At 68.4% G+C, this 26,010-nt stretch carries 21 protein-coding genes and 1 tRNA gene; 11 read left to right on the top strand and 11 right to left on the bottom strand.

Annotated elements, in window-relative coordinates; genetic code table 11:
• The first annotated feature begins 67 nt into the window (after window positions 1–67).
• The 7 genes from ACFWFP_RS18890 to ACFWFP_RS18920 all read left to right on the top strand — a co-directional run bounded on the left by ACFWFP_RS18890 (window position 68) and on the right by ACFWFP_RS18920 (window position 10,591).
• Window positions 68–1,438 (top strand): MFS transporter, encoded by a 1,371-nt coding sequence (locus ACFWFP_RS18890; protein WP_379296642.1) that lies wholly within the window; start codon window positions 68–70, stop codon window positions 1,436–1,438.
• A gap of 111 nt (window positions 1,439–1,549) precedes the next feature.
• Window positions 1,550–2,455, top strand: coding sequence for a DMT family transporter (locus ACFWFP_RS18895; protein ID WP_379296644.1), 906 nt, complete (start codon window positions 1,550–1,552; stop codon window positions 2,453–2,455).
• 128 nt (window positions 2,456–2,583) lie between these two features.
• Window positions 2,584–4,446 (top strand): protein kinase, encoded by a 1,863-nt coding sequence (locus ACFWFP_RS18900; protein ID WP_379296646.1) that lies wholly within the window; start codon window positions 2,584–2,586, stop codon window positions 4,444–4,446.
• 78 nt (window positions 4,447–4,524) lie between these two features.
• Window positions 4,525–5,691 (top strand): hypothetical protein, encoded by a 1,167-nt coding sequence (locus ACFWFP_RS18905; protein ID WP_379296648.1) that lies wholly within the window; start codon window positions 4,525–4,527, stop codon window positions 5,689–5,691.
• Entirely contained in the window at window positions 5,685–7,574 is a 1,890-nt protein-coding gene (locus tag ACFWFP_RS18910) for a serine/threonine-protein kinase (RefSeq protein WP_379296650.1), read from the top strand. The genes ACFWFP_RS18905 and ACFWFP_RS18910 overlap by 7 nt, the downstream gene beginning before the upstream one ends.
• Complete coding sequence (locus ACFWFP_RS18915) at window positions 7,571–9,487, top strand: protein kinase (protein ID WP_379296652.1); 1,917 nt, start codon at window positions 7,571–7,573, stop codon at window positions 9,485–9,487. Before ACFWFP_RS18910 ends, ACFWFP_RS18915 begins: the two co-directional genes overlap by 4 nt.
• Before the next feature lie 57 nt (window positions 9,488–9,544).
• Entirely contained in the window at window positions 9,545–10,591 is a 1,047-nt protein-coding gene (locus ACFWFP_RS18920) for a Gfo/Idh/MocA family oxidoreductase (RefSeq protein WP_379296654.1), read from the top strand.
• Between the two features lie 19 nt (window positions 10,592–10,610).
• On the opposite strand, the gene ACFWFP_RS18925 is transcribed toward ACFWFP_RS18920, so the two are convergent.
• The gene (locus tag ACFWFP_RS18925; protein WP_379296656.1) at window positions 10,611–12,146 is read right to left on the bottom strand and encodes a Rieske 2Fe-2S domain-containing protein; all 1,536 of its coding nucleotides are present in this window, start codon (window positions 12,144–12,146) and stop codon (window positions 10,611–10,613) included.
• Between the two features lie 103 nt (window positions 12,147–12,249).
• The gene (locus tag ACFWFP_RS18930; protein ID WP_379296658.1) at window positions 12,250–13,143 is read right to left on the bottom strand and encodes a hypothetical protein; all 894 of its coding nucleotides are present in this window, start codon (window positions 13,141–13,143) and stop codon (window positions 12,250–12,252) included.
• A 205-nt stretch (window positions 13,144–13,348) separates the two neighbouring features.
• Here ACFWFP_RS18930 and ACFWFP_RS18935 point away from each other — a divergent pair, with 205 nt between their 5' ends.
• Window positions 13,349–14,110, top strand: a complete 762-nt coding sequence (locus ACFWFP_RS18935) for a lysophospholipid acyltransferase family protein (RefSeq protein ID WP_379296828.1) — start codon at window positions 13,349–13,351, stop codon at window positions 14,108–14,110.
• A gap of 59 nt (window positions 14,111–14,169) precedes the next feature.
• On the opposite strand, the gene ACFWFP_RS18940 is transcribed toward ACFWFP_RS18935, so the two are convergent.
• Window positions 14,170–14,961, bottom strand: coding sequence for a helix-turn-helix domain-containing protein (locus ACFWFP_RS18940; RefSeq protein ID WP_379296660.1), 792 nt, complete (start codon window positions 14,959–14,961; stop codon window positions 14,170–14,172).
• Between the two features lie 85 nt (window positions 14,962–15,046).
• Between ACFWFP_RS18940 and ACFWFP_RS18945 the strand changes: the two genes are divergently transcribed.
• Window positions 15,047–15,928, top strand: coding sequence for an NAD(P)H-binding protein (locus ACFWFP_RS18945; protein WP_379296662.1), 882 nt, complete (start codon window positions 15,047–15,049; stop codon window positions 15,926–15,928).
• A gap of 41 nt (window positions 15,929–15,969) precedes the next feature.
• On the opposite strand, the gene ACFWFP_RS18950 is transcribed toward ACFWFP_RS18945, so the two are convergent.
• Entirely contained in the window at window positions 15,970–16,392 is a 423-nt protein-coding gene (locus ACFWFP_RS18950) for a hypothetical protein (RefSeq protein ID WP_379296664.1), read from the bottom strand.
• 227 nt (window positions 16,393–16,619) lie between these two features.
• Between ACFWFP_RS18950 and ACFWFP_RS18955 the strand changes: the two genes are divergently transcribed.
• Window positions 16,620–16,691, top strand: a tRNA-Gly gene (locus tag ACFWFP_RS18955).
• Window positions 16,692–16,725: 34 nt separating this feature from the next.
• Here ACFWFP_RS18955 and ACFWFP_RS18960 read toward each other — a convergent pair.
• Both ACFWFP_RS18960 and ACFWFP_RS18965 read right to left on the bottom strand, forming a co-directional pair.
• Window positions 16,726–18,156: a lipase maturation factor family protein gene (locus tag ACFWFP_RS18960; RefSeq protein ID WP_379296666.1), complete on the bottom strand. Its 1,431-nt coding sequence runs from the start codon at window positions 18,154–18,156 to the stop codon at window positions 16,726–16,728.
• Between the two features lie 64 nt (window positions 18,157–18,220).
• A complete protein-coding gene (locus tag ACFWFP_RS18965) occupies window positions 18,221–18,865 on the bottom strand; it encodes a histone deacetylase (RefSeq protein ID WP_379296668.1) in 645 nt (214 codons plus the stop codon).
• A 102-nt stretch (window positions 18,866–18,967) separates the two neighbouring features.
• Between ACFWFP_RS18965 and ACFWFP_RS18970 the strand changes: the two genes are divergently transcribed.
• A complete protein-coding gene (locus tag ACFWFP_RS18970) occupies window positions 18,968–19,579 on the top strand; it encodes a DUF6636 domain-containing protein (RefSeq protein ID WP_379296670.1) in 612 nt (203 codons plus the stop codon).
• A gap of 46 nt (window positions 19,580–19,625) precedes the next feature.
• Here ACFWFP_RS18970 and ACFWFP_RS18975 read toward each other — a convergent pair whose 3' ends face one another.
• The 5 genes from ACFWFP_RS18975 to ACFWFP_RS18995 all read right to left on the bottom strand — a co-directional run bounded on the left by ACFWFP_RS18975 (window position 19,626) and on the right by ACFWFP_RS18995 (window position 25,984).
• Window positions 19,626–21,881: a heavy metal translocating P-type ATPase gene (locus ACFWFP_RS18975; RefSeq protein ID WP_379296672.1), complete on the bottom strand. Its 2,256-nt coding sequence runs from the start codon at window positions 21,879–21,881 to the stop codon at window positions 19,626–19,628.
• A 61-nt stretch (window positions 21,882–21,942) separates the two neighbouring features.
• Entirely contained in the window at window positions 21,943–22,881 is a 939-nt protein-coding gene (locus ACFWFP_RS18980) for a hypothetical protein (RefSeq protein ID WP_379296674.1), read from the bottom strand.
• A gap of 74 nt (window positions 22,882–22,955) precedes the next feature.
• Window positions 22,956–24,371, bottom strand: coding sequence for an MFS transporter (locus ACFWFP_RS18985; protein WP_379296676.1), 1,416 nt, complete (start codon window positions 24,369–24,371; stop codon window positions 22,956–22,958).
• Window positions 24,372–24,494: 123 nt separating this feature from the next.
• A complete protein-coding gene (locus ACFWFP_RS18990) occupies window positions 24,495–25,121 on the bottom strand; it encodes a sterol desaturase family protein (protein ID WP_379296830.1) in 627 nt (208 codons plus the stop codon).
• Between the two features lie 125 nt (window positions 25,122–25,246).
• Window positions 25,247–25,984, bottom strand: coding sequence for a FadR/GntR family transcriptional regulator (locus ACFWFP_RS18995; RefSeq protein ID WP_379296678.1), 738 nt, complete (start codon window positions 25,982–25,984; stop codon window positions 25,247–25,249).
• Window positions 25,985–26,010 lie beyond the last annotated feature (26 nt).

A 26,010-nucleotide genomic window follows, 5' to 3' on the forward strand; every position in this document is an offset into this window, starting at 1 on the left:
GGCGCGAACGATGGAACCCATGCGGATGCTCGTCTACGGCTGTTGATCTTCCCCGCTCCGGCACGCGGTGGCCTGGTTGAGGCGTGAGCCGACCGGTGTCCGCGACCTCACGGTGCGCGCGGTCCTGTTCAAGGGCACCCGCGACCTGTTGCCGATCTATGCGCTCTACGGCGTTCTCTTTGCCGATCACGGGCTGAGTACCGCACAGATCTCGCTGCTGTTGGCGATCTGGTCGGTGACCGCGTTCCTGCTCGAGGTGCCTTCGGGTGCGTGGGCCGACACGGTGCCACGCCGACGTCTGCTCGTGCTGAGCTGTGTGTTGCAGGCCGCGTGTTTCGTGCTCTGGATGCTGGTGCCGTCGTTCGCCGGTTTCGCGCTCGGCTTCCTCGTCTGGGGTGTGGCGGGTGCACTGGAATCGGGAACTTTCGAGGCGTTGATCTACGACGATCTGGTCGCGCGTGGTGAACCGTCCGCCTATGCGCGAATCATGGGGTGGACGCGCGGTGCGCAGGAGAGCACCGTGCTCGTGGCGATCGTCGCCGCCGCACCGTTGTTCGCCCTCGGCGGTTATGGGCTGGTCGGCTGGGTCAGCGTCGGTGTCGGCCTTCTGCACACGCTGACCGCGCTGGCTCTGCCCAGCGCGCCCGTCGCCATCTCCGCCACCGCGGTCGACGATCTCGACGACGAGCCGGCACCAGGACCGGTCGGCCCGCACGTCAAACCGGGAGCGGTGCCCGCGGTGGCGCCACGGTCGAGTTCGCCCGGCTCCACCTCGTCGCGCTATCTCGCCATGCTCACCACCGGCCTCTCCGAGGCACTGCACGTCCGCCGGGTGCGTCGCGGCGTGCTGCTCGGCGCGCTCCTGTACGGCGTCACCGCCTTCGACGAATACTTCGGCCTGCTCGCGGTGTCCGGCGGCGCGTCGACCAGCACCTCGGCGCTGCTGGTCGGTGTCACCGTCGTGGGTTCGCTGATCGGTTCCCTGCTGGCGGGTCGTACCGAGGTCGTGTCGTCTCGCACGTTGGCCCTGGCGCTGTTCGTCGCCGGAATCCTGTTCATCGCGGGCGCGTTGGCGGTCGGGGTGGCGCAGGGTCCGGCGCTGGTCTGGGTGGGATTCATCGGTATCGGCATCGCCTACGGCATCGACTTCAATGCCGAGGTCATCGCGGGCGCGCGGCTTCAGGATGCGATCGAGGGCCCGGCCAGGGCCACCGTCACCTCGGTGTCCGGGTTGCTCTCCGAGATCGTCGCGCTGGGTGTGTTCGCGTTCGTCGCGGTCGCGACGCAGTGGCTCGCGATGTCCACGACTATCGCGCTTCTCGGGTCGGTGATGTTGGTCGCCGCCGCACTGACGCCTACCTGGCTGCCCCCGCGCCAGGGCATCGAGCGTGGTAGGACTGAGAACGCAACCCCTGATCACGGGGGAGAACCCGGGTAGCTCCCCCGCCCACCTCGCACCAAGGACGCCCATCACGTGACGCCGACTGCCAACCGTCGAGGTCCTGGGCGAGCGACGAGTTTCGCGGGACGGCGCAAGACCGTCGGGCTCGTGTTCGGGTTCGCTATCGGGGCGGGGGTCGCGGTACAGGGGCGGATCAACGGTGCGCTGGGTGTGCGGCTGGCCGACGGGATCGCGGCGGCCACCATCAGCTTCGGCACCGGGCTCATCGCTCTGCTGATCGCTTTCGCTGTCAGCCCCGCGCTGCGAGCGGGTGTCACCGAGGTGCGCGCGGCGGTGTCGGAGCGCAGGTTGGCGCCGTGGCAGTTGCTCGGCGGATTGTGCGGCGCGTTCTTCGTGGCGGCACAGGGACTCACCATCGCCGCGATCGGCGTCACCGCGTTCACTGTCGCGGTGGTCGCGGGCCAACTCCTGAGCAGCCTCGTCGTCGACCGACTCGGCCTCGCCCCGAACGGCCGAACCCCGATCACCCCGTGGCGCCTCGTCGCGGCCGCACTCGGCATCACCGGGGTCGTGCTCTCGGCCGGTGGCAGTTCCGGCCCGGGCACCGTCGCCACCGGCGTCCCGGACATCCCCGCCCTGCTCATCGTCCTGCCCGCCCTCGCGGGCATCGGCCTGGCCTGGCAACAGGCGGTCAACGGCCGGGTCGGCGCCACCGGAGGCCCCTTCACCGCCGCCCTGATCAACTTCGGAGTGGGCCTGACCGCGCTGCTCCTGCTCGACCTGTACACCCTCGCCACCACGGGCCTGCCCACCGAGTTCCCCACCGACCTCTTGCTCTACACCGGCGGGCTGATCGGCGTCGCCTTCATCGCCCTGGCCGCCGTGACGGTCGGCCTGATCGGCGTTCTGCTGCTCGGACTCACCTCGGTGGCGGGCCAGCTGGTCGCGGCGATGGTGCTCGACGCCGCCGACGGAAGACTGTCGCCCACCACCGTCGTGAGCTGTGCGATCGTGCTGGCCGCGGTGGTGGTGGCGAGCCGGAGCAGTCGCTGAGCCGGATGCCGAAATGCTAGGTTTCAGGCGAACTGCGGCTGGGATCTCGGCCGTTCCGTCCGGTGCGGCGGAGAGCGAGTTGGGGGAGTACCGAATTGATCGAGCCGCTGTCGACGAGTGACTCGCCGATGATCGGACGCTATCGGGTGCGCGGTGTGCTCGGTGCCGGTGGGATGGGTCGGGTGGTGCTGGCGACGGGGCCCGACGGCCGATTCGTCGCCATCAAACAGATTCATTCGCATCTACTCGACGATCGTGAATTCCGGGCCAGGTTCGAGCGTGAGGTCGCCATCTCCGCCCGGGTGTCGGGAGCGTTCACCGCCGCGGTGGTCGACTTCGACACCGCGAGCGAAACACCGTGGCTCGCTTCGGTGTTCATCGCGGGTGTGCCTCTGGACAAAGCGGTGCGGGAGCTCGGTCCCCTGCCGGTTCCGGCGCTGCGCACGCTGGCCTCCGGCATGGCCTCCGCACTGCACTCGATCCACAGCACCGGCCTGGTGCATCGAGATCTCAAGCCCGCCAACGTGATCCTGGCCGCCGACGGACCGCGCGTGATCGACTTCGGCATCGCGCAGGCGGTCGGCACCGGTGCGCAGCTCACCGAAGTGGGCGCCGTGGTCGGCTCGCCCGCGTACATGTCACCGGAACAGGCGAACAGCGAACCGATCACCTCCGCGAGCGACGTCTTCTCCCTCGGCTCGCTGCTGTGCATGGCCGCGACCGGAACGGCACCGTTCGCGGCGTCCTCCGCTCCCTACACCCTGTTCAACATCGTCCACAGCGAGCCGCGACTCGACCAGGTCCCCGCGCCGCTGCGCGACCTGATCGCGGGCTGTCTGCGCAAGGACCCGAGGGCAAGACCTACACCCGCTCAGATCCTGGACTACCTGGGTGTCCTGCCCGTTCAGTCGCAGCCGTGGCCCGCGCCGGTCCATGCCGAAATCGCCGCGCAGACGAGGAAGCTGGTCGCGCTGACCTCGGACCCCGAAGCAACGCAGATCATTCCGGCGCACACGCCGATCGCACCGCCGCCCGTAGCGGTGCCCGCCGAGAAGCGCCGGACCGCGTTTCGGCTGGGAATCGTCGCGGTCGCCGCGGTGGTGATCGCCGGCGCGCTCACGGCGGTTGTCCTGCGCGGCAACGAATCCACGACAACACCGCAGGACACGCCGCAGGCGATACCGACCGCGACTCTCCCCGGCCTGGACCAGCTGCGTGGCACCGATGCGTGCACCTGGGTGCCGCGGGCTCTCGGAGAGACGCTGCCCACCGAGGTCGCCGCGAAGGCATCGCCGGATGTCTCGTCCTGGCGCTGGCAGGCCACGTCGAGTTGGGGATGCGACGGCAACTCGGGCGGCGCGCGTGTCGCCGTCGAGATCGGTGCCGCGCTGGACGGCTTCGACTCCGGCAAGCAGGTGGTCAACGGCTACTCGATTGCCCGCCGCGGCGACGACTGCGCGTTCGCCATCGAGGGCGGCGAGCAGGCCGCGCGCTGGGGAATCATCGTCGACACCTTCTCGCGCACCGAATGCCGTCTCGCCGATCACGTCCTGGAAAGGCTCACCGCCTCGCTCGCAGAACTGCGTCCCGACATCGCGGCCCAGAAGTCATTGTCGTCGGTAGATCCCTGTGCGCTGGTGGACAATTCGGCGTTTCCCGCGCTCGGCCCCGCGGTCGCGAAATCCGCGCACAGCTGTGCGTGGGCGGGGGAGTCCACCGTGCGGATCACGTTGTCGCAGCCACGGCGACGAGCGACCTCGATGGAGGAGAAGGTGATCGATATCGGCGACGGTGTGCTGGTCGAGGATCTCGGCAGTGTCATGCTGGGGTCGAACGAATGCCGCCGGGTGTATCAGTTCCGCAAGGTCGGCGAGACCTTTCGCGAGGATGTCGAAGTGTCTGTCAGCAACCCGAACCAGCGCCAAGGGCAACTGTGCGCGATCGCCGATCCGCTTGTGAAGCAGGCGGTCGGCCGGTTGCCTGCGCGGTAGCGGCGCCGAACTCGCAGGTGATAGTTTCACGGCAGAGTTCGGGAGGGGCCCGGTGTTCGACGCCGCGGTCGGAGGGGAATGTACGTGCGTAATCGGTTGCGCTGGTCCGCGGCGTTGTTGTCGCTCACCCTGCTCACCGCGGCATGCGGTGACAACGCCGCACCCGATCACGGTGATTACGCCCTCGAACCGGTGGCGGGTGACTACGACGACGCGCCGAACACGGTGCGCGGAACGCTGGTCGAATCCGTGCGTATCGGCGAGCGGTTACTGCTCGCCGACCGCGTCGACCCGGAACTGACCGAGGGCGACGGCGGCGGACTGATCGTCGGGATACGCGGCGTCGACAATCTGCTCTCCGGCGTACAGCGGACCGCGCTCGGGCCGTTCGACGTGCTGGCCGGCTACGGCGCGATCGCGAGCAACGGCCAGTCGGACAACGAATCGAAACACAAGCTGCTGTCGATCGCGATCCTGTCGCTACCCGACGAGGTTCAGGCGAACGCGGCCGCGCAGGCGATGGCGGCCGCGGATTTCACCGCGAACACCGAGAACGCTCCCCTGCCACTCCCGGAATACCCTGCCGCGCTGTCACATTGGCGACCCGGTGTGCCGACGGTCGGGAGCTGGCTGGTGTGGAAGAACCTGGTGATCAGGCTGTACGCCAAGATCGTCGAGCCCAGTCCCGAACTGTTGACCGACCTGCTCACGCGGACCTACCGCGCACAGCTGGCCGAGCTCGCCGCCTTCGTTCCGACGCCCGCCGCCGACGTGCCGAAGCTGAAACTCGACAGCGACAAGTTGCTCACCCATGTGGTGAAGACCGGTGACTACTGGCCGGACAAGTGGGATTTCATGGTTTACGGGCCTCGCTCCTATGCCCTGTTGCGCGACGATCCGTCGGTCAACCTCCGTGAGTTCGAACAGAACTCGATCGACGCGATCGCGGTGTCGTACAACAAGTTCCTGTACCGCGCGCGAGACAGCGAAGCCGCGAACACCTACTTCGACACTGAGGAAAAACGCTCGCTGGCAGCTGATTACACACCGATCACGGGTCCGCCGGGCCTATCGGGTATTTCCTGCTACCGCGCGGCGAGGCCGGACAACAGGTCGGTAACCGCCCGCCGGTTCTCCTGCCTGGTGCGCCACAACGAGTTCGTGGTTCGCCTGTACAGCAACCAGGAAACCGATATTCGGCAGCAGGCGGTGGCGCAGCACGCGCTACTGAGCGGGTCGTGGTGAACACGGGAGGCGCGGCGATGAAACCGCTGGGTTCGCAGGATCCCGAACAGCTGGGCCGCTATCGTCTGCTGGCCGTGATCGGCCGGGGTGGCATGGGCCAGGTGCTGCTCGGCCAAGGCCAGGACGGCCGGTTGGTCGCGGTGAAGCAGATTCACCGCCAGTTCACCGGCAATCCGGAGTTCCGTGCCAGGTTCCGGCGGGAGGTACTGGCGTCACAGCAGGTCACCGGGGCCTATACCGCGGGTGTGGTCGACCACGACGCGGAATCCGAAACACCGTGGCTGGCTTCGGAATATATCGCGGGCCCCGGCTTGCAGGACATGATCGGTGAGTTCGGCCGCCTGAACCTGAACGGGTTGAAGCTGCTGGCCACCGGCTTGGCGATGGCACTGCTCGAGATCCACCGCACCGGCCTGGTGCACCGCGACCTCAAGCCGAGCAACATCCTGCTCACCAACGACGGTCCACGTGTGATCGACTTCGGCATCGCCAGGGCACTCGAGGACGACATCAACCTCACCGCCACCGGCGCGGTGATCGGCTCGCCCGCGTATATGTCACCCGAGCAGGCCGAATGCCGACCGCTCACCCCGGCTTCCGATGTCTTCGCCGTCGGCGCGGTCCTCGCGATGGCGGCCACCGGCGCGAGCCCGTTCGACGCGGCCTCCACCCCGCAGGTCCTCTACAACGTGCTCTACAGCTCCCCGGACACCACCGGAATTCCGGAGCCGATCCGCGTGCTGGTCGATGCCTGCCTCGCGAAGGACCCGTCGGCGCGACCGACCCCCGAGCAGTTGCTCGACGCGGCGAGCCGGATCGACGCCGAACCCGTCTGGCCGGTCCGGATTCGCAGACGCATCGCCGAATGCCAGGCGGAGGCTGGTCGCTGGGCTGACGGAACCGCATCTGCCGCAGCGTCGATCGCGCCCGAACCGCCGAAGCCGAAGTGGGCGAGGTTGGTTCCCGCGGCCGCCGCGGTATCGGCACTGGTGCTGGCGGCCATCGCGTTCTGGGGCGTCGGCGTCGAGGGCAACGCGGTGGCGATGGACGATCCGCCGCTGGCGCTGACCTACGACGAATCCCGCCGGCTCGACATCTGCGCGCTGCTGGATCCGTCGGTGCTCGGTGAACTGGGCACGGCGACAAGTGAAGTAGTCCCGAACAGCTTCGGCGGCTGCACTGTCGGGTATCGCGATCAGGCCGGTCGCACGATGTCTTTCAGCCTGGATACCAGCGAGAGTGTCGCCGACGTGCGCGATGACAAAGAGCCGATGGGTAGCACCATCAATTGGATGCCGGTGCTCGGACGCTACAAGGAGTCCGCCTCCTGTGACCGCATGGTGGTGACGCAGAGCGGCTTGCCGATGGTGCTGAAGATGGGTGCGAGCACCTTTCCGCCCGCGGGCGACCTGTGCCCGGAGTCCGAACGCGCACTCGCGGCGGTGGTCCGGCGGCTGTCGGTCAATCCGCCGCTGCGGACCTACCCGCAGGGCTCGCTGCTGCCGCTCGACCCGTGCTCTCTGGTCGACCTCGCGGCAATTCGTTCGTCGCTGGGCGACCTCGTGCGCTCATCGACTCCCCACGGTTGCGGGTTCACCGGCGCCAACGGCTACTTCGCGGTCGACATCGGCGAGAGCATCCGGCCGGACAATGTCACAGGCGGAAGGGTCCGGCAAACACGCGCGATCGGGGAGCGCACGGTCTATCTCGACGGCAGCGGTCCCACATACTGCACTTTCATCTTCATGGTGATGCCGACCAAGGACGATCAGGCCGAGCAACTGCGGGCCTCCTACTACCCGAACACCCCGCAGGCGGACGGTAACTGCGAGACCGTCTCCGATCTGTTCGAACCCGTACTCGAGAAGTTGCCCCCATCATGACGATCCATCCGCCCGGTCCCGGCGATCCACCCACCATCGGCCGCTACCGAGTGCTAGGCACACTCGAGTCCACGGCCGGTTTCCGGTCCGTGCTCGCTACCGGCCCCGATGACTCGTTGGTCGTCGTGCGGCAGGCGCTACCGGAACTTCTCGACGAGCCGGAGTTCCGAGTCAGAATGCGGCACAGCGCGATTGCCGCGATGCGTGTCTCCGGCTCCGCCAACACCACGGTGATCGATGTCGACGCCGACGCCGAGAAGCCTTGGGTCGCCTCGGCATTCGTACCGGGAGTGCGCCTCGACGCGGCGGTAGCCGAGCACGGGCCACTGCCTGTGCCTGCCGTTCGTGCCCTCGCCGCCGCCCTCGCCTCTGCGCTGCGGACCGTGCATGCCGCAGGCCTCGTGCATCAGCGCATCCGTGCCGACACGGTGCTGTTGGCCAGGGACAGTGGCCGTCTCGGTGAAGTCGGTATCACCCCGGCCGCCGGGTCCGCCACAACGACGGCCATGGGCACGCCGGATTTCCTGTCACCGGAGCAATCGCTCGGGTACGAGCTGACCCCGGCTTCGGACGTGTTCTCCCTCGGTTCCGTCCTCGCTTTCGCCGCCTCCGGCGTCGCACCGTTCGCCGCACCATCGGTGCCGTACACGCTGTTCAACATCGCCCAGCGCGAACCCGATCTGAGCCGCGTGCCGGAGCCGCTGTTCGAGATGCTGGCCGCGTGCCTGCGCAAGGATCCGGCGGCCCGCCCCACGCCGGGGCAGATCCTCGACTATCTCGGTGCCCAGCCGGGCGGTCCGCCACCGTGGCCCGCCCCCGTAATCGATGACATCGGGCGCCAGCAGCACGAGATCTCGGCGCTGCTCGCCGCCCTGCCCGCGATCTCCGCACCGGAACCCGTACCTGGACGGCCTTTTTCGGTGGCCATGGCCGACTCGGGTCGTGCGAGCGTCGAATACGGCAGGCGAGCACTGGAATCCGGGCGTCTTCGTTGGGGTGCGGCGAGTCCGAGGGCCCGGAGCGTCCTGGCAGGTGGACTGGCAGCACTGCTGGTGGCGCTCGTCGGGATCACGTACTTCGCGACACGCGAGGAACCTGAACCGGGGCCGGTGACCGGGCTGACGCTGGCACAGTTGCGGCAGATCGATGCCTGCCCCTGGCTGGCCTCGGCCCTCGGCGACTCGGTGCCGGTCGCGCCGGCACCACTGGGCGCGGATACCTGGGAGCTGAGTCCGTCCCCGAGCTGGGGGTGTACCGCCAGTTCCAACCGTTACGCCTTCTACCTGCATCTGGGGCAGGAGGACCAATACCTGACACCCAATAAAACAGTGGTGGAAGGGGTTCCGATCATCGATGGCAGCGCGGCAGCCTGCACGCGGGCTATCCCGAGCCCAGACACCGAGCACGAATCCGGCATCGTCATCGTCCTCAACAATCCGTCCGGGGTGAAGGAATGCGCGGGTCTCGACTACGTCGCGGCCAACCTCGCCCGTTCACTGACCACCGCGCCGCGCGCCGAGGGCAGGGAGTCCTCGCTTGCCCTGCTGGAACCGTGCGCGTTGCTCGACCGCGACGCTGTCGCCGAGAAGATCGGCGTCCTGCCACCCGAGCCCACGATCGCCGACGCGCACACCTGCCAGTGGGACGCGCGCGTGCGAGTCACCCTGGAGCTTGTCAGCACCAGTACCAGCACTTCGGGCAAGGACCTGGAGATCGTCACGGTCGACGGGGTCCAGATTCATCTCGGCAAGGGCGGTTCGAAGGCCATCTGCTCCCGCGCTTTCCTGCTGCCGGATGCCGGGAAGGAGACCATCGAGGTCTCGGTCCATGGAACCGAGGGATTCCGCGACGAGTATTGCGCGATCGCCTCATCCCTCCTGCGACAGGCGGTCGGGAATCTGCCCGAGCGCTGAGCCCGGCCCGGCTACGGTGAACACTGCGATTCCGCAGACCAGCACGAAGGGGCAGCCATGGACCAGCTCGCAGTTGCGGTAGTCGGATACGGCCTGGCCGGGTCGGTGTTCCACGCGCCGCTCATCGCCGCCGATCCGCGGATGCGAGTGGCCGCGGTGGTGACGTCATCGGAGGAGCGGGCCGCGCAGGCGCGGGCCGAGTATCCGGGGGTGCGGGTGTGGAAGTCGGCGCAGGAGATGTTCGTCGAGGACGAGGATGTCGATCTCGCGGTGATCGCCACGCCGAATCGCTCGCACGCGCCGCTGGCATTGCAGGCGCTGGCCGCCGGGCTGCCCGTGGTGGTGGACAAGCCGTTCGCGGTGACGGCAACCGATGCCGAGGAAGTGGTCGACGCTGCCGCGCGGGCCGATCTACCGTTGAGTGTTTTCCAGAATCGTCGCTGGGACAACGACTTTCTGACCGTGCGCGCGCTGATGGAGGCCGGTGAGCTGGGTGAGGTCCGGCGGTTCGAGTCCAGGTTCGAGCGGTGGCGGCCGGTTCCCAAGGGCGGTTGGCGTGAAGTGGGCGATGCCGAGGACGGCGCGGGCATCCTGTTCGATCTGGGCAGTCACCTGGTCGACCAGGCGCTGACATTGTTCGGCCCGGTCACCGAGGTCTACGCCGAACTCGACCGCCGCCGCCCGGACATCGGAGCCGACGACGACGCCTTCATCGCCCTCACCCACGCCAACGGCACCCGGTCGCAATTGTGGATGAGTGCCGTTGCGCCGCAGCTCGGTCCGCGAATGCGTGTCCTCGGCGCCACCAACGGCTACACCGTCTCCGGCCTCGACCCCCAGGAAGACGCACTGCGCGCAGGTCGCCGGCCGGACGACGGAAAGCCTTGGGGCACAGTCACACCCGACAGGTGGGGCACCTTCGGTGCGGGCGAGGAACTGCGCACCGTCCCCACCCTTCCCGGCGACTATCCCGCCTTCTACGCCGGGATGGCGGCCACGCTGCTCGACGGAGCCCCGGTCCCCGTCGACCCCCGCGACGCCGTGGAAACCTTGCGCATCCTCGAATACGCCCGCCGCGTGGCCGAGCCCGTCGATCTCGCGTAGGTCTGCTCGAACGGCAGGTTCAGAGCTTGCGGGAGCGCAGCTCGTGGCCCTTGGAGGTCTTGCAGCGTCCCGATTCCAGGTCCCACTGCCAGCCGTGCAGGTTGCAGGTGAGGTTGTTGCCTTCCACCACACCGAATTTGGAGAGGTCGGCCTTGAGGTGGGGGCAGCGGCGCTGGACTTCCCAGCCGTCGAGTTCGGTGACGGCGGAGTCGTCGTGTGCCTCGGAGAACCAGCCGTCGGCGTAGGCGATGCGCTCGTCGGTGAGGCACTTGAAGAAGGTGTAGAGGAACTCGTTGTAGCCGCCGATCCGCCACGCCTGGAAGCGGGTGGACAGGAAGATCGTGTTCACCCAGTCCGGCTCGTTGTCGCGCAGCACAGTACGGACCAGCTCGGGTGCGATCCGGAAGCCGTAGCGGTAGCGGCCCTCGCTCTCGAGCGGCTCGCGCACGGTGCGGTGCGGGAAGTCGAGCACCACGGTCTCGTCACCGATCACCAGGCCGACGGGGTAGCCGATGCCGTCGCTGATCAGCGCGCTCTGCTTCATGATCGGTTCGAAGAGCTCACGCAGCGGCTCGAGTAGCGAACCCTCGCCGGTCTCCCACGAGGCCTTCTCCGCGGCCAGCACCGGCGCGAAACGCTGCGCCATCTCCTCGATGTAGGCGGCTTTGTCGCCGTAGATCCGATCCGGGTCGAACGGGTGCGCGAGGTCGAGCTCTTTGCCGCGCACATCGGCGACCGAACCGGGGATCATCAGGATCCCGCCGGAGTTGCCGTGAATGTTCATCTGATCGAGGAAGACGATCTGATCGGGGAAGATGTTGCCTTCGTCGCCGCGATCGTCGTTGAGGTAGCGCAGCTCGGCGTCGAGGAACACCGGCGGACCGGCCGAGGGCACCACCCAGGTCGCGCCGACCTGTTCGATGTAGGAGCGCGCCCGATCCATGCCGCGCTGACGCTTCTGCTTGCCGAAGTTGGCCTTGGTCCGCGCCGGGATGTCGTACACGGCCGGGTACCAGATCGCGCCCGAGTACTGCAGCAGGTGGATGTCGATATCGCCGAACGCGTCGTGGATGACGTCCATATCCACCGGTCGGGCGTCGTTCATGTTGAAACAGGTGGTCTCACCGTCGGAGATGAGAATGCCGGAGTCACCGATCGGGCCGTCGGCGGGCGCGCGCAACGCGACGATCATGATGTCGACGGAGCCTTTCGGCCCGGTGATCGTGTGCTTGACCGAGTCCTCGGTCTCGAAGAACTTGGTGAAACCCAGCGCCTCGAGCTCACGGCGCAGGTCGAGCACCGGGTAGTCGGGCAGCAGGATCGTGGCGTCCTTGTTCACGTACTTCGCCAGGTGGGCGGCGTCGAAGTGGTCGCGGTGCAGGTGCGAGACGTACAGGTAGTCGACATCGCCGAGGGACTCCCAGTCGAGCTGGGAATTGTCCGGGAACGGGAACCACGACGCGAAGTACGCGGGGTTCACCCAGGGATCGCACAGGATCGTGCCGGCCTCGGTTCGGATATGGAAGCCGGCGTGTCCGACGCTGGTGATCTGCACGAGCTGTTTCCTCCTACCAGGATCTGATTCGCCGGATCGATGGCGAGCTACCGCCTCAGGGCCCCGGAGACTGCTTCGGCGTACCAGCCAACCAGGGTAGTGGCTAAATCGTTACGTCACCGATGCAATAGCCCTCCGCGGTCGCGACAACCGTGAAAGTGCGCGTCCGCGTGCCCCCGGGCGAGGTGGTCACAGGGACGTGAACTGCCAGGTAGTCGCCACGAACCTGCTCGGATCGTAGCTCCTCGCCGGTGTAGGAGGTGACATTGCCTACTTTGCCCGAGTCGCCTGCCAAGGGGGCTGCTACCGGGTTGCCGGTGCCCTCGGGATCCCAACTCGCGGGTGAGGCCTTGCAGGTCAGCGGATGGTCTGCTTCGATGTCGGCCGCGTCGAGTGGTTTGCCGGTGGCGCGGGCGAGGTAGCGGCGGACAGTGTGGCGTGCGTCGGCGTCGTCGTAACCGGGCTCGACGCCCGCCGCGGACACCCGCCCGCACGCATATCCGGAGGCCACCGACTCGCGGTCGACGGTGACGGTGACGTTGCGGTTACGCCAGGTCACGGTGTCGGCGGTCGCGGTGCCCGGGGCGGCGAGGGCGGCCAGTACCGACTGGGGGTCGGCGTACATCTCGGCGACGGTGGCAGGCGGGATGGTCCAGCAGTTGTCCTGGAGTTCCTTCACCTCGCCGGTCTGGAGGTCGGCGGCCCAGCGGCGCACGGCGGTGACGGCGTCGGCGTGGCCCGCGACCGCGCCGACCTGGGGCGCGTCGGCGGGCAGTGGGCTGTTCGGTGCCGGTTCACCGGGCGCGATGGCCTGAGTCGCGGTGGTCGCCGGGGCCGCGGCGGCCGTGGACGACGCGGTAGTGGTCGCCTCGACCGGATCGCCCGGGATTCCCGACACCGAATCGCACCCGGCGACCAGGGCCGCGGCGACGGTCAGTCCCGTGACCAGCGCGTAGGCGCGGTGCGGGCGGGTCAGGGCAAGCTGGGCGCGTTCCACTACGACGTTCCTCGATTCCTAGGTCGTGGCACCCGCCTGCGAAGACGGCGGGGAGTGACTGTCGGGGCGAGCGGACTCGCCGGGGTGTAGATCGGTGTGCGCGAAGCGGATTCGCTGCGCGGACGAACGCCGCGATTCTACGGTGGCGGCCCCCGGCGACGGCACCCCTGCCGACCGGGAGATCTACGACTACGCTTGCGTACTTGTGGAACCCCTCTACTTCTCGATCATCGGCGTGGCCCGAACCCTGTTCTTCCTCGAAGGTCTGAAGTTCACCGTCAAGGGGGCGGAGAACATCCCCGCCACCGGCGGCGCCGTGCTGGCGGTCAACCACACCGGCTATATGGACTTCACCTACGCGGGTCTGCCTGTGCGCACTCCCCGCCGCTACATCAGGTTCATGGCCAAGCAGGAGGTGTTCGACAACAACATCTCCGGCCCGATCATGCGCACCCTCAAGCACATTCCGGTCGACCGCACCGCGGGCGCCGACTCCTACCAATCGGCGGTGCAGTACCTGCGCGACGGTGAACTCGTCGGCGTGTACCCCGAGGCCACGATCAGCCGCAGCTTCGAGATCAAGGAATTCAAGTCCGGCGCGGCCCGCATGGCGCTGGAAGCCGATGTCCCGATCATTCCGATCACCATCTGGGGCGCCCAGCGCGTGTGGACCAAGGGGTTCCCCAAGCGCCTCGGCCGCACCAACACCCCCATCTCGATCGCCGTCGGCACCCCCATCCAGCCCTACGAACCCGCCGCCGACCTCACCGCCCAACTCCGCTCCACCATGCAGGAAATGCTCGCCGACCTGCAAGAATCCTACGAGCACGAGCCCGGCGCCTACTGGGTCCCGAAACGCCTCGGTGGCAGTGCCCCTTCCCTCGAAGAGGCCACCGCCCTCGACGAAGCCGAAGCGGCCGAACGTTTCGCCCGCAAGGCCGAGAAAACGCAGGAGACCGAGGACTGACATTCGGCGATCGGGGTGGTGACCGCGCCGCGGTGTGGTGGATGGTCGCCGAGGCCGATTCAGCGCGGCAACTGGCAACGCGTCGGGGTCGGTAGTTCGCCGCGTGTGTAGGCGGCGGGTGGGACGCCCATGAGGGTGCGGAAGTCGGCGGTGAGGTGGGACTGGTCGTAGTAGCCGGTGCTCGCCGCGAGGTGTGACCAGGGGATGTCGCCCGCGTGGGCGAGGACTCGGTGCAGACGTTGAATGCGGGCGAAATGCTTGGGGGACAGGCCGATTCCCGTGGTGAACAGATTGCGCAGCTGCCGTTCGCTGACGGCAAGGCGGGCGGTGAGTTCGGGGAGTGTGGGGGCGTTGTCGGCGGTGAGCGCCGAGATCGCCTGGCGCAGCACGATCCGGTGCGCCCGATCGGTATCGGACTCCGCGATGCTGTGCGGCAGTAGCTCTTCCAGGTGCGCTATCGCTCGAGTGGTGGGCAGGCTCGTCAGTTCCGACGCGAAACCGCCCAGCGGGCCGGGCAATTCGTCGAGGCGAAAGACGCGGTCGGTGAGTTCGCCCGCGGTGACGCCGAGCAGCTGACGGGTCACGCCCGGTTCCAGGCGCAGCCGCACGCATCCGGCAGGCTCCTCGGGCTTCGAGTAGGACGCCTTCGTCTGCGCGCCGACGACGAACGCGCCACCGCGACCGGACTTTTCGGTACGCAGAACCACCGTGGTGGTCGCGACGGGTGGATGCGCGAACGGCTGAGCGAGGTCGTCGAACAGTGGCGTGCTGGTGAGTTCGGTGAGCCAAGGACGCAACGATTCCGGTGTCGTCACGGGCGTCTCGATGTGCGCCGAGGTCAGGTACTCCACCTGGTCGACTGTAGGTGGCGCGGGCCGGGATGTCCGTGCCGATTTCTCCTATCTTCGCAGGCAGCTCGGCGGCCATCCTCGTTCCATGATCCTGATCACCGGTGCGACAGGCACCATCGGAAGCGATATCGTCGGGCAGCTGGCGGCCGAGGGCGTCGCCGTCCGGGCGGCGACCCGCGACCCGGAGCGGGCCGGGTTCCCCGCCGGGGTGGAGGTGGTGCGGGTCGACTACCGCGACCCGGGCACGTTCGCGCCCGCCATGACGGGCGTCGAGGCCGCGTTCCTCGTCGGCATCCCCGGCCCGGACGGCACCGGCACCGATGCCGAACTGGTGGCTGCCGCGCGCACGGCCGGTGTGCGGCGAGTGGTGAAGCTGTCCGCCGTCGGCACCGGCGACCCACGTCTGGGAGTGCCGGGTTCCTGGCATGTGCCAGGGGAGCAGGCCGTTCGCGACTCCGGCTTGGAGTGGACGATCCTGCGCCCCAACACTTTCGCGTCGAATACCTTCAGCTGGATCGAACCGCTGCACGCCGGCCACCCCGTCCCGAATCTCACGGGCGAGGGCCGCCAGCCCGTGGTCGACCCACGCGATGTGGCGGCGGTCGCCGTCGCGGCTTTGCGAGCCCCGGCGCACGTCGGCCGGACACTCACGCTCACCGGGCCCGAACTGCTGACCGGCCGCGAGCAGGCGGCCGTTCTCGCCGGCATCATCGGCCGCCCGATCGAGGTGACCGACATCGCCGAGGCCGACGCCCGCGCCTTCATGACCGCGGCCGGTCTGCCGCCTGCCTTCGTCGAAGGCGCCGCCGTGGGTCAGTCCTTCGTCCGGCACGGCCACAACGAGACGATCACCGATCACATCGAGCAGGCCCTGGGCCGGCCACCCCGCGGCTACGCCACCTGGGCGGCCGACCACCGTGCCGCCTTCGCCCCCGTCGTCGCAGGCGTCACGTCAGGGCCGAGCTGACCGGGTGGGGCCGGTGCGTGGCGGCGCACCGGCCCCTCGGCTCAGTTCATCGTCAGCACCCACGACCCGTTGCAACCCCGGCGGGAGTTCATGTTGCCGTCGTAGACCCAGCTGAACCGGATCGGCGGGTTCGTCCGCACGTTCCAATTCCCGGACGGCGAGGTCACCACCTTGCCGTTGCGCATCAGCACACCGACCTGATCGTGTTTGAACAGCCACTTTCCGCCGCTGGTCGGGTAGTTCAACCGAACCGTCACCTGCCCGCCCGTATGGTTCTGCACCACCAGACACGAGTTCGGGGCGGAACGGTTGACCGCGTACTCCCCGAACCCCTCGTCCTCCACGTTCTCCCCACTGTCGGTGTACTCCACCGGGTCGGTGAAGTCGGCCTGCGCCGGGCCGGCCCCCAGCACGGTCAGCGCCGTCATGGCAACGCCCGCCGCGATCATCCCCAGAGTCTTCATTCTGTTCCTCCCATGATTCCCGCGGTCGCGACCGCCCTGCGAAAAACCTTCCCCCGCAGCCTTTTCCGCATCCTTGTGGCCTGCTTAACGACGCCCGCCGACGCAGGGTCTCACCGCCGCCCAGGGTCGGGAGTGAGCCCGGATTTCGTAGTTCGGGAGTTTCGCGCTAAAGTTCGTACTCGCACGACGAAGTCACCGGCGGTCGCCGGATCGGTTTCGGAAGGCACGCGGATGTGGCGCAGTGGTAGCGCATCACCTTGCCAAGGTGAGGGTCGCGAGTTCGAATCTCGTCATCCGCTCAACGAAAAGCCCGGCCATCGTGCCGGGCTTTTCTCATTTCCGGTGCCGGTCGAGGCGTTCGTGACTCAGTGGGGGCAGGAACTCGCCGATCAGGGTTCGGCGCCACCAGATCCGTTCGCGGAACAGTTCGGCGGGCGTACTGAAGTGGTACTCGTACAGCCGGGCGCGCACGTAGCGCGGCGGCGCGTCGGGGAAGGGGCAGTGCCGAAGCAGGCGCAGGGTGTCGGGGTCGTTGTCGAGCAGCCGGGTCACCAGCGGCAGTGCCCATGACCGCGCGTAGGTGGGCGACAGGGCGGCGAACCACATCAACCAGTCCAGCCGCAGGTGATAGGGCGCCCACTGGCGCGGACGGTACCGGAGAGCGCCCGGCTTGCCCTTGAACTCGTATTCGCACCACACCGTGTCCGGCGTGAGGTGGGCGGCGTCGGTGCCCTCGAGCACTATCTCCTGGCGGACCCGGGTGATACTGCCGAACGCGCCATAGGTGTTGACCAGGTGCAACGGGTCGAACGAGGCATTCATCGCCTGCCGGGTGGAGAGGAGGTTGCGTACCGGTCCGACGCTGAGCACCACCACCATCGCGACGAAGGCGACCACCGCGCCGAGGAACCATCCGGGCGGTTCCGCCACCGGCGGCGCGTCCGGCAGGACCGGGTACGCGCTGACGGCGGTGGTGGCCAGGAGCAGGGTCACCCAGTTCAGCCAGGCGAAATTGCCCGAGAGCACCAGCCACAACTGCGTGACGATGATGATGCCCGCCGCGACGCTCGCCACCGGCTGCGGCGCGAACAGCCCGAACGGCACGATCAGTTGCGCGACATGATTGGCGGCGACCTCCACCCGGTGCAGTGGCCGGGGCAGATGGTGGAAGAACCAGCTCAGCGGGCCCGGCATCGGCTGGGTCTCGTGGTGGTAGTACAGGCAGGTCAGGTCCCGCCAGCACCGATCGCCGCGCATCTTGATCAGCCCGGCCCCGAACTCCACCCGGAACAGCAGCCAGCGCGCGGCGAACAACACCAGCAGCGGCGGCGCGACGGTGTCGTTGCCCAGGAAGATCGCCAGAAATCCCGCCTCGAGCAGCAGCGATTCCCAGCCGAACGAGTACCAGGCCTGCCCCACGTTGACAATCGACAGATACAGCGCCCACAGCAGCAGCCACAACGCCATGGCCGCCCACAACGGCACGAGATCGGCGACGCCCAGCGCGACCGCCACCGCGAGGACCGCACCGAACCAGGCGATGCCCGCGTAGAACCGGTCGGAGTAGCGCAGGTGGAACAGGCTGGGTGACCGGCGGAACGGCGTCCGGGCCAGGTACCGCGGGATGGGCAGCATCCCGCGCTCACCGAGGAGCGCGCGGAACTGCAGCGCCGCCGCCAGGAAGGCGAGAGCGTAGATCACCGCAAGGCCGCGCTGGAAGATCAGCCTGCCCTGCCAGTACTCCGGTGCCGTGAACCACTCCATGCGTGTGCTCCCGGTGGTCGACGTCGCGCACCCGGGGAGTACCCGCGATCGGCGCGACCAAAATCTAGGGCGGCTCGAGTCCGGTGCCCCCGAGCAGCGCGCCGCGCAGGTCGGCCTCGTTCCATCGCCCGGCGATCCCGGGCCGCACCCGCAGGTACTCGACGACGCGATCCAGATCCCAGCCGTGTGATTCGCGCAGCCCGGCGCCGATCATCGTCAGATAGCGGGCCGAGGGACGTTGCAGGACAACAGTTTCCGGGTCCCACGGCGAGGTGAAGGTGAGGACGGGAATCCCTTCGTGCGTCCCCGCGTGCACCACCGTCTCGTAGCGCCCCGGCCCGAGCCGCACCGCACCGTCGGCGAGGACCGGCGCCGGATCGAAGTCGGTCGCCGGGTTTCGATACATCTCCTGCGCCAGCAGATCACCGAACTGACCGACGGTCAGCAGATATCCGCGCGCCGCCGCACCGGCCGCCGGGCGCGCGGCATAGAACCCCACCCCACCCGTCCACACCGGGCTCTGCCAGGCGAAATACAGGCTCCCCGGCAGGGTGAGCGCGGCGACGGCGGCCGGTGCGGACCGGTCACGGAACCCCGGATAGGTGTGGTCGGTGCCGGGCGGGGTGCCGCCCTCGCGGTAGTAGGCGAACCGCCGCGCGAGCATGTTGGACCCGTACGCGGCGTACCAGACGCGCTGAGCTGTCGTCACGGGCTCACCTCGGGTGGGTCACGGTTCATGAGCGAAGGAAACGAATCCGCTCCTGCTGTCGATTCTTCCTTCGAATGGGGTCGGACATCGAGGGGAGAGATCATGAGATCAGTAATCGCGGTGGCCGCGCTGGCGGTGCTCGCCGGTGGGCTCGCCGCGTGCGACGGTGCGTCCACGCAATCGCGCGTGCCGGTGACCACCCAGCCCGCGGATCAGGGCAACGCTTCGACCGTCGCGCCTGCCTCCAACGAGCCACCCACCGCGCCCGGCGCCGGCCCGAGTCCGGCCGACCTGCCCACCCGTGACGACGCCACCGTCGACGCCCGCGACTACCAGCAGCGCAACAACTTCTACTTCCAGTCGCCCACCGGCAACATCCTGTGCGGCTTCGTCGAAGAGGGCACCCTCGGCGTCGGCTGCCAGCTGGCCGATACACACGTGATCCCGCCCGAACTTCCCACCTGCGACAACTCCCCGGCCCGCAAAGTCGCCGCCCACATCTACGGCGGCACAGCGGAATTCCTGTGCACCAACCAGGGCTTCTTCGTCGGCGAGCCGGTGGACGGCACCAACAAGGGCGGCGGAAAGACCCTGAACTACGGCGACACCATCATCGTCCGCGGCGCCGCCTGCACCTCCACCCAACAGGGCGTCCGCTGCGACGCCGACGGTCACGGCTTCTTCATCTCGGCAGACCGGCAGTACCTGTTCTGACAAGGCGAGGTCCGTAGATCTACGGACCTCGCCTCTGGCCGCCGGTCTACCGCGCGGTCGACTCGAACCGGCGCAGCCGCAGGCTGTTGCTCACCACGAAGACCGAGCTGAACGCCATCGCGGCGCCTGCCAGCATCGGGTTGAGCAGGCCCGCCATGGCCAGGGGGATGGCGGCCACGTTGTAGGCGAAGGCCCAGAACAGGTTGCCCTTGATCGTGGCCAGGGTGCGCCGCGAGAGCCGGATCGCGTCGGCGGCGGCGCGGAGGTCGCCGCGGACGAGGGTGAGGTCGCTGGCCTCGATGGCGACGTCGGTGCCGGTGCCCATCGACAGGCCGAGGTCGGCCTGGGCCAGGGCGGCGGCGTCGTTGACGCCGTCACCGACCATGGCGACGACCTTGCCCTCGGCCTGTAGCCGCTTGACGGTGTTGACCTTGTCCTGCGGCAGCACCTCGGCGATGACCTCGTCGATGCCGACTTCGTCGCCGATGGTGCGGGCCGCGCGGGCATTGTCACCGGTGAGCAGGATCGGCGTCAGCCCGAGCTCACGGAACTGGGCGATGGCCTGCGCCGAGCTCGGCTTCACCGCGTCGGCGACCACCAGCACGCCGCGCGCCTTGCCGTCCCAGCCGATCGCGACCGCGGTCCTGCCTGCCGTTTCCGCTTCCGCCAGTGCGGTTTCCAGCGTCTCGTCGAGCGGCTGTGACCAGTCGGCCAGCAGTCGCGCCCGGCCGACGATCACCGCGTGCCCGTCGACCACGCCCTGCACACCGAGGCCTTCGAGATTGGCGAAGCCCTCCACCGCCGGCAACGTGCCGAACTCGTCCCGTGCGCCCTTGGCGATCGCCTGTGCGATCGGGTGCTCCGACGAATCCTCCAGCGCACCAGCGATTTCCAGGACCTTGCTCCCCAGTTCACCCTCGGCGGGGATCACGTCGAGCAGCGTCATCTTGCCGGTGGTGACGGTGCCGGTCTTGTCCAGCACAATGGTGTCGACCTCGCGGGTCGATTCGAGCACCTCGGGTCCCTTGATCAGGATGCCCAGTTGCGCGCCGCGTCCGGTGCCGACCATCAGCGCGGTCGGGGTGGCCAGGCCGAGGGCGCAGGGGCAGGCGATGATCAGCACCGCCACGCCGGCCGTGAAGGCCGCGGCGATGGAACCGCCGGTGCCGAGCCAGAATCCGAGGGTGGCGACGGCGAGCGCGATGACGATCGGCACGAAGATGCCGGAGATCCTGTCGGCCAGCCGCTGAGCCTGCGCCTTGCCGGTCTGCGCGTCCTCGACGAGCTGTGCCATCTGGGCGAGCTGGGTGTCGGCGCCGATCCTGGTGGCGCGTACGACGAGTCGTCCGCCGACGTTCACGGTGGCACCGGTGACGCCATCGTCGACGCCGACCTCCACCGGCACCGACTCGCCGGTGAGCATGGACGCGTCGACCGCCGATGTGCCCTCGGTGATCACACCGTCGGTGGCGATCTTCTCGCCCGGCCGCACGATGAACTCGTCACCGACGACCAACTGCTCCACCGGAATGCGCGTCTCGACGCCGCCGCGAAGAATCGCGACATCCTTCGCGCCGAGCTCGAGCAGGGCCCTCAGCGCAGCGCCCGCCCGGCGCTTGGACCGTGCCTCGAAATACCTTCCGGCCAGGATGAACGTGGTCACGCCCGCCGCGGCTTCGAGGTAGATGCTGCCGGTGCCGTCCATCCGCGCGATGGTGAGCTCGAACGGGTGCTTCATTCCCGGCGTGCCCGCCGTGCCCCAGAACAGCGCGTACAGCGACCAGCCGAAGGCGGCGAGCGTGCCCATCGACACCAGGGTGTCCATGGTGGCGGTGCCGTGCTTCAGGTTGGTCCACGCGGCGGTGTGGAAGGGCAGCGCGCCCCAGATCACGACCGGTGCGGCCAGTGTGAGCGAGAGCCACTGCCAGTTGGTGAACTGCAGCGCCGGGATCATCGCCATCGCGATCACCGGCACGGCGAGCAGTGCCGACACGATCAGCCGGGTGCGCAGCGAGGCCGTCGGGTCCGCTTCGGCGGCCGGCGATTCGCCGGTCTCGGGCTTCTTCGGCGCGGGGAGCGCCGCGGTGTAGCCGGCCTGCTCGACGGTGGCGATCAGCGCCTCGGGGGAGACGTCACCGGTGAAGTCGACGCGCGCCTTCTCGGTCGCGTAGTTGACCGTGGCGGTGACCCCGTCGAGCTTGTTGAGCTTCTTCTCGATCCGGTTCGCGCAGGAAGCGCAGGTCATGCCACCGATCACCAGTTCTACCTGGCCGGTGCCCGGTGGGTGTGTCACGGCGGTCATGGGGTGCTCCTTCGTTCCTGATGCAATTCTTGCTGAGCGATCACGGGTGAACCAGGTGGGGTCAGTGGCCGTGGCCGGGGGTGCCGTGGTCGGCGGGCGCGCTGGTCGGGGCGGGGTTGCTCGCACCGGTGGCGTTCGGGGTGGCGACTCGCACCGTGAACTCGGCGGTGCGCACCACGCCCTGGTGCTGGAAGTCGAGGAACAGGCGATAGTCGCCGGCGCTCGGTGCGTTCACGATGAAGTCGATGCCGGGTCCGGCGGGGGTGACTCCGTCGCCGGGCCTGCCCTCGGGATGAACGTGCAGGTAGGCGAGGTCGGCGGCGCGCAGGGCTACCAGGTGACCGTAGGCCCCGAGGTAGGGCTGCAGGTCGGTGACCGGGGTGCCGTTGCGGCTGACCGACAGCGTCACCTTCGACGCGGTGCCGGGGGCGACCGTGCCGTTCAGCGCGACCGTGTACTCACCGACCTGCGCGGTGGCGGCGGGGGCGGGCAGTGCCTGCACGTCGTAGTTGCCCGCGACCCGCAGATCGGCGCCGAGCGTCAGGTTCGACCCGCCCTCGGGGGTGAAGTCGGCGTAGACGCGGTAGTCGCCGCCCCGGCTGAGGTTCAGCGGGACTGTCCAGGTTCCGGCCGGATCAAGGACCGGGTGGACGTGCTGGAAGCCCGCCATGTCGCGCCGGACCACGATCAGGTGCAGGTCTTTGTCGTGGCTGTTCACGTACTTCGTGACCGGTGCGCCGTTCGCGTCGAGGATGCGAAAACTTGTCGGCGACTGCGGTGCGGTGGTGGTGTTCGGCTTGTCCAAGGCGAGCGTGTAGCCCTGGTCGGTGGCGAGCAGCCCGCCGGGTAGATCGGCGGACGGTGCCGCCGCGGTCGAGTGCTCGCCGTGCCCGGCCGGTTCGGAGGGTTGCGGGCCGATCAGGGCGCCCGCGGCCAGAGCGATCCCGAAGACCGCCGCGAGGCCGAGGGTGAATCCGGCGAATTTGCCTGGTGCGTTCATCGGGATGCTCCGTTCCGGTTCAGTCTGCGAGGTGGCGGCTGTCGGTAATTACCATACCCCCCTAGGGTACTTTGTCAAACAGTCGCGTCGACCCTGTCCGCGACCGGGGTCCGCATGGTCGCGGCGGTGATGCCCGCGCCCGCCAGTGCCAGCACGCCTGCCCCCAGGAAGGCCGCGGAGTAGCCATCGGTCAGCGCCGAGACGTCACCGAGCTCGCTCGTGCCGAACGCGGCGGCCACCGCCGTCATCGCGGCCAAACCGAGCGCGGAACCCACCTGGTAACTGACGTTGACGATGCCCGAGGCCAGCCCGCCTTCCTCGGGTCGGGCCGCCGAGATGGCGGTGCCGAGCGAGGGAATGAAGGCCAGCGACATACCCCCGGCGGCTATCAGGGAGGCCGGCAGCACGTCGATCCAGAAGTTGCCGGTCGGCCGCACCAGCGACATGACCCCGAGGCCGAGACCCAGCACGATCAGACCGGTGACGATCATCGGCTTCGCGCCGAATCGCCGCATCGCCCTCGGGGCGAGCACCACCATGCCGAGCATGATCAGCGTGGTCATCGGCAGCAGCGCCGCACCCGAGGGGAACGCGCTGTACCCGAGCACCTGTTGCAGGTACAGGTTGAGGAAGAACCACATCGGCACCCACGCGGCGGCCAGCGCGAACTGGGCGAAGTTGGCGGCGGCCAGGTTCGGTGCGCGGAAGATGTTCAGCCGCATGAGTGGTTCGCTACGCCGGGACTGGATGGCGACGAAGCCCGCCAGCAGCGCGGCGGCCAGTGCCAGCACACTCCAGGTCTCACCCGAAGCCCAACCGACCTCCGGCGCCTGCACGATCGCGTACACCGCGGCGGCCAAGCCGGCTGTCACAGTGACAGATCCGGCGATATCGATGGATCCCTTCCGCGCCGGAGCGGCGGGCATCAGTAGCGGCACGGCGATCAGCGCGAGCACCGCGATCGGAACATTGATGTAGAAAACCCAAGGCCAGCTGATGTATTCGGTGATCACGCCACCCAGAAACACGCCCGCGGTACCACCGGCGGGCGCGGCCGCGCCGTACACGGCGAGCGCCTTGGTGAGCTCCTGCGGCGATCCGCCGAACAGCATCATCAGCAACGTGAGTGCCGAGGGCGCGATCAGCGCCGCACCACCACCTTGGATCGCCCGACCGGCCAGCTCGGCACCGACAGTGCCTGCCGCGCCGGCGATGACGGAGCCGGCACCGAGTACCACCCAGCCCGCGGCGAATACCCGGCGAGCGCCGAGCAGATCGGAGAGCCTGCCGCCGAGCAGCAGTAGACCGCCGAAGGCGACCACATAGGCGTTGAACACCCACGTCAGATTGCCCGGCGTGAATCCGAGCTCGGCCTGCATCTTCGGCAGCGCGATCCCGATGATCGAGGTGTCCATGATGACCATGAACTGCGCGGCGGCGATCACCGCCAGCGCCCACCACTTCCGGGTGGATTGCGATTGCGTAGTCACGACTTTCGTCCTTTCGAGCGGAGTGATCTCGTGCTCGGTACCATACCCCCCTAGGGTATTAAGGTGCAAGCAAAAACCCGGCTCGCGTGATGATGCGAGCCGGGTTTGAGTGCTGCTTCGGATCTAGGCGGCGTGGAGGTTTCGCGCCGTGGGAGAGGTCGGTGTCGTGGCCGGGTCGGGGGCGGTGCCGAGGAGGCGGTCGGCGGTGCCGGAGGTGGTCACGGTGAACCAGTAGTGCTCGTTCTTGTAGTGGTGGTGGCGGTGGTTGCGCCAAATCGCGCGGTACAGGGCATGTTTCGGCTTGTAGTCGGTGTGGATCAGGTAGTGCGTCCACTCGTAGAGCAGGCCCAGGGTGGTGATGGTCAGCAAGTAGGTGAGGCCGAGGCCGGTGCGGGGGAAGGCCAGTAGGGCGATCGCGACCAGGGCGACGATCGTCACTAGCAGCGACTTCGGCGGGATGAAGATCAGCGGGATGTCGCGCGGGTCGACGTGGTGCTCGCGGTGTTTGCGGGCCAGCTCGCTGTCGAGGGTCAGCGGGCCGAGGTGCCGTGGACGCCAGTGCAGCACGGTGACGTGGATGATCCACTCGACGAGCGGGAACGCGGCCAGAATCACCACGGGAACAAGGGCGTCGGTGAGGTGCCAGTCGCCGATGACGATGCGGGTACTCGCGGCGACCACGAAGACCGCGGCGATCATCCAGGGCGACGGATGCCGGAGGAATTCGCGAGCCGCCTCGCTCAGGGGCATGCTGCGCCGGATCGCCCGCGGCGAGCCGCGGTCGGGGGTTCGGTGGGGTTCGGTCGCACGGGTTTCTTCGGAGTCGCGCGACGTCGTTGTCGGACGGTGATCGGTCATGTCATTCCTCGGGTGGATCATGCCCCGTCGAGGGCATGGATCAGGGCGGTGGTCGCCGGCTCGAGCAGTGCTCGGGCGGTGTCGGCGGCCCGTTCCGGCTCGCCCGCGGCGATCGCGGCGGCCAGGTCTCGATAGGCGACGCCATTGCCCACCTCAGCGGACATGATCGGCGCCAGCGCGGCCAGGGCGGGTTCGTAGGCGGCGCGCAGCATGGAATACATCAGCCGGAAGGCGATCGAGTCGGCGAGGTCGAGGATGTGGTCCCAGAATTCGAGGGCGATCCGCTGCTGGGTGAGCGGATCCGATTCGGCGACAAGGGAATCGACGGATTTGCCCAACAGTGCCAATTCGCTCTCGACGCGCGGCTCGGCCGCACCGCGCGATCGAACCCGCGCCGCGGCGAGCTCGGCGATCTTCGGCCCGTTGTGCATCCGCGCCTCCAGAATGCTGCGCGCGACCGCGGGATCGATGGAATCCCCTCGAAGCAGCAGTCGCGGCAGCACTTCCAGCCCGGCGCTGCGCCGATAGTCGAGCACAGTCGTCGCCTCACCTTGCCGAACGGCGACCAGCCCCGCCGCGGCCAACCGCTGCAACGCCTCGCGCACCGCGGGCCGCGACACCCCCAGCGCCTCGGCCAACTGCCGCTCGCTCGGCAGCGTGCTGCCGGCTGCCAACTCTCCGCCCAGCACCTCGGCGGCGATCTGCTCGAACACATCACCGGAAACCGAGCGCTTCACCACGGGAGTCCATGCCATACCCCCGATACTGCGCCTTCAGAGGT

It is taken from the genome of Nocardia sp. NPDC060249, from assembly GCF_042728755.1.
Taxonomy (GTDB): Bacteria; Actinomycetota; Actinomycetes; order Mycobacteriales; family Mycobacteriaceae; genus Nocardia.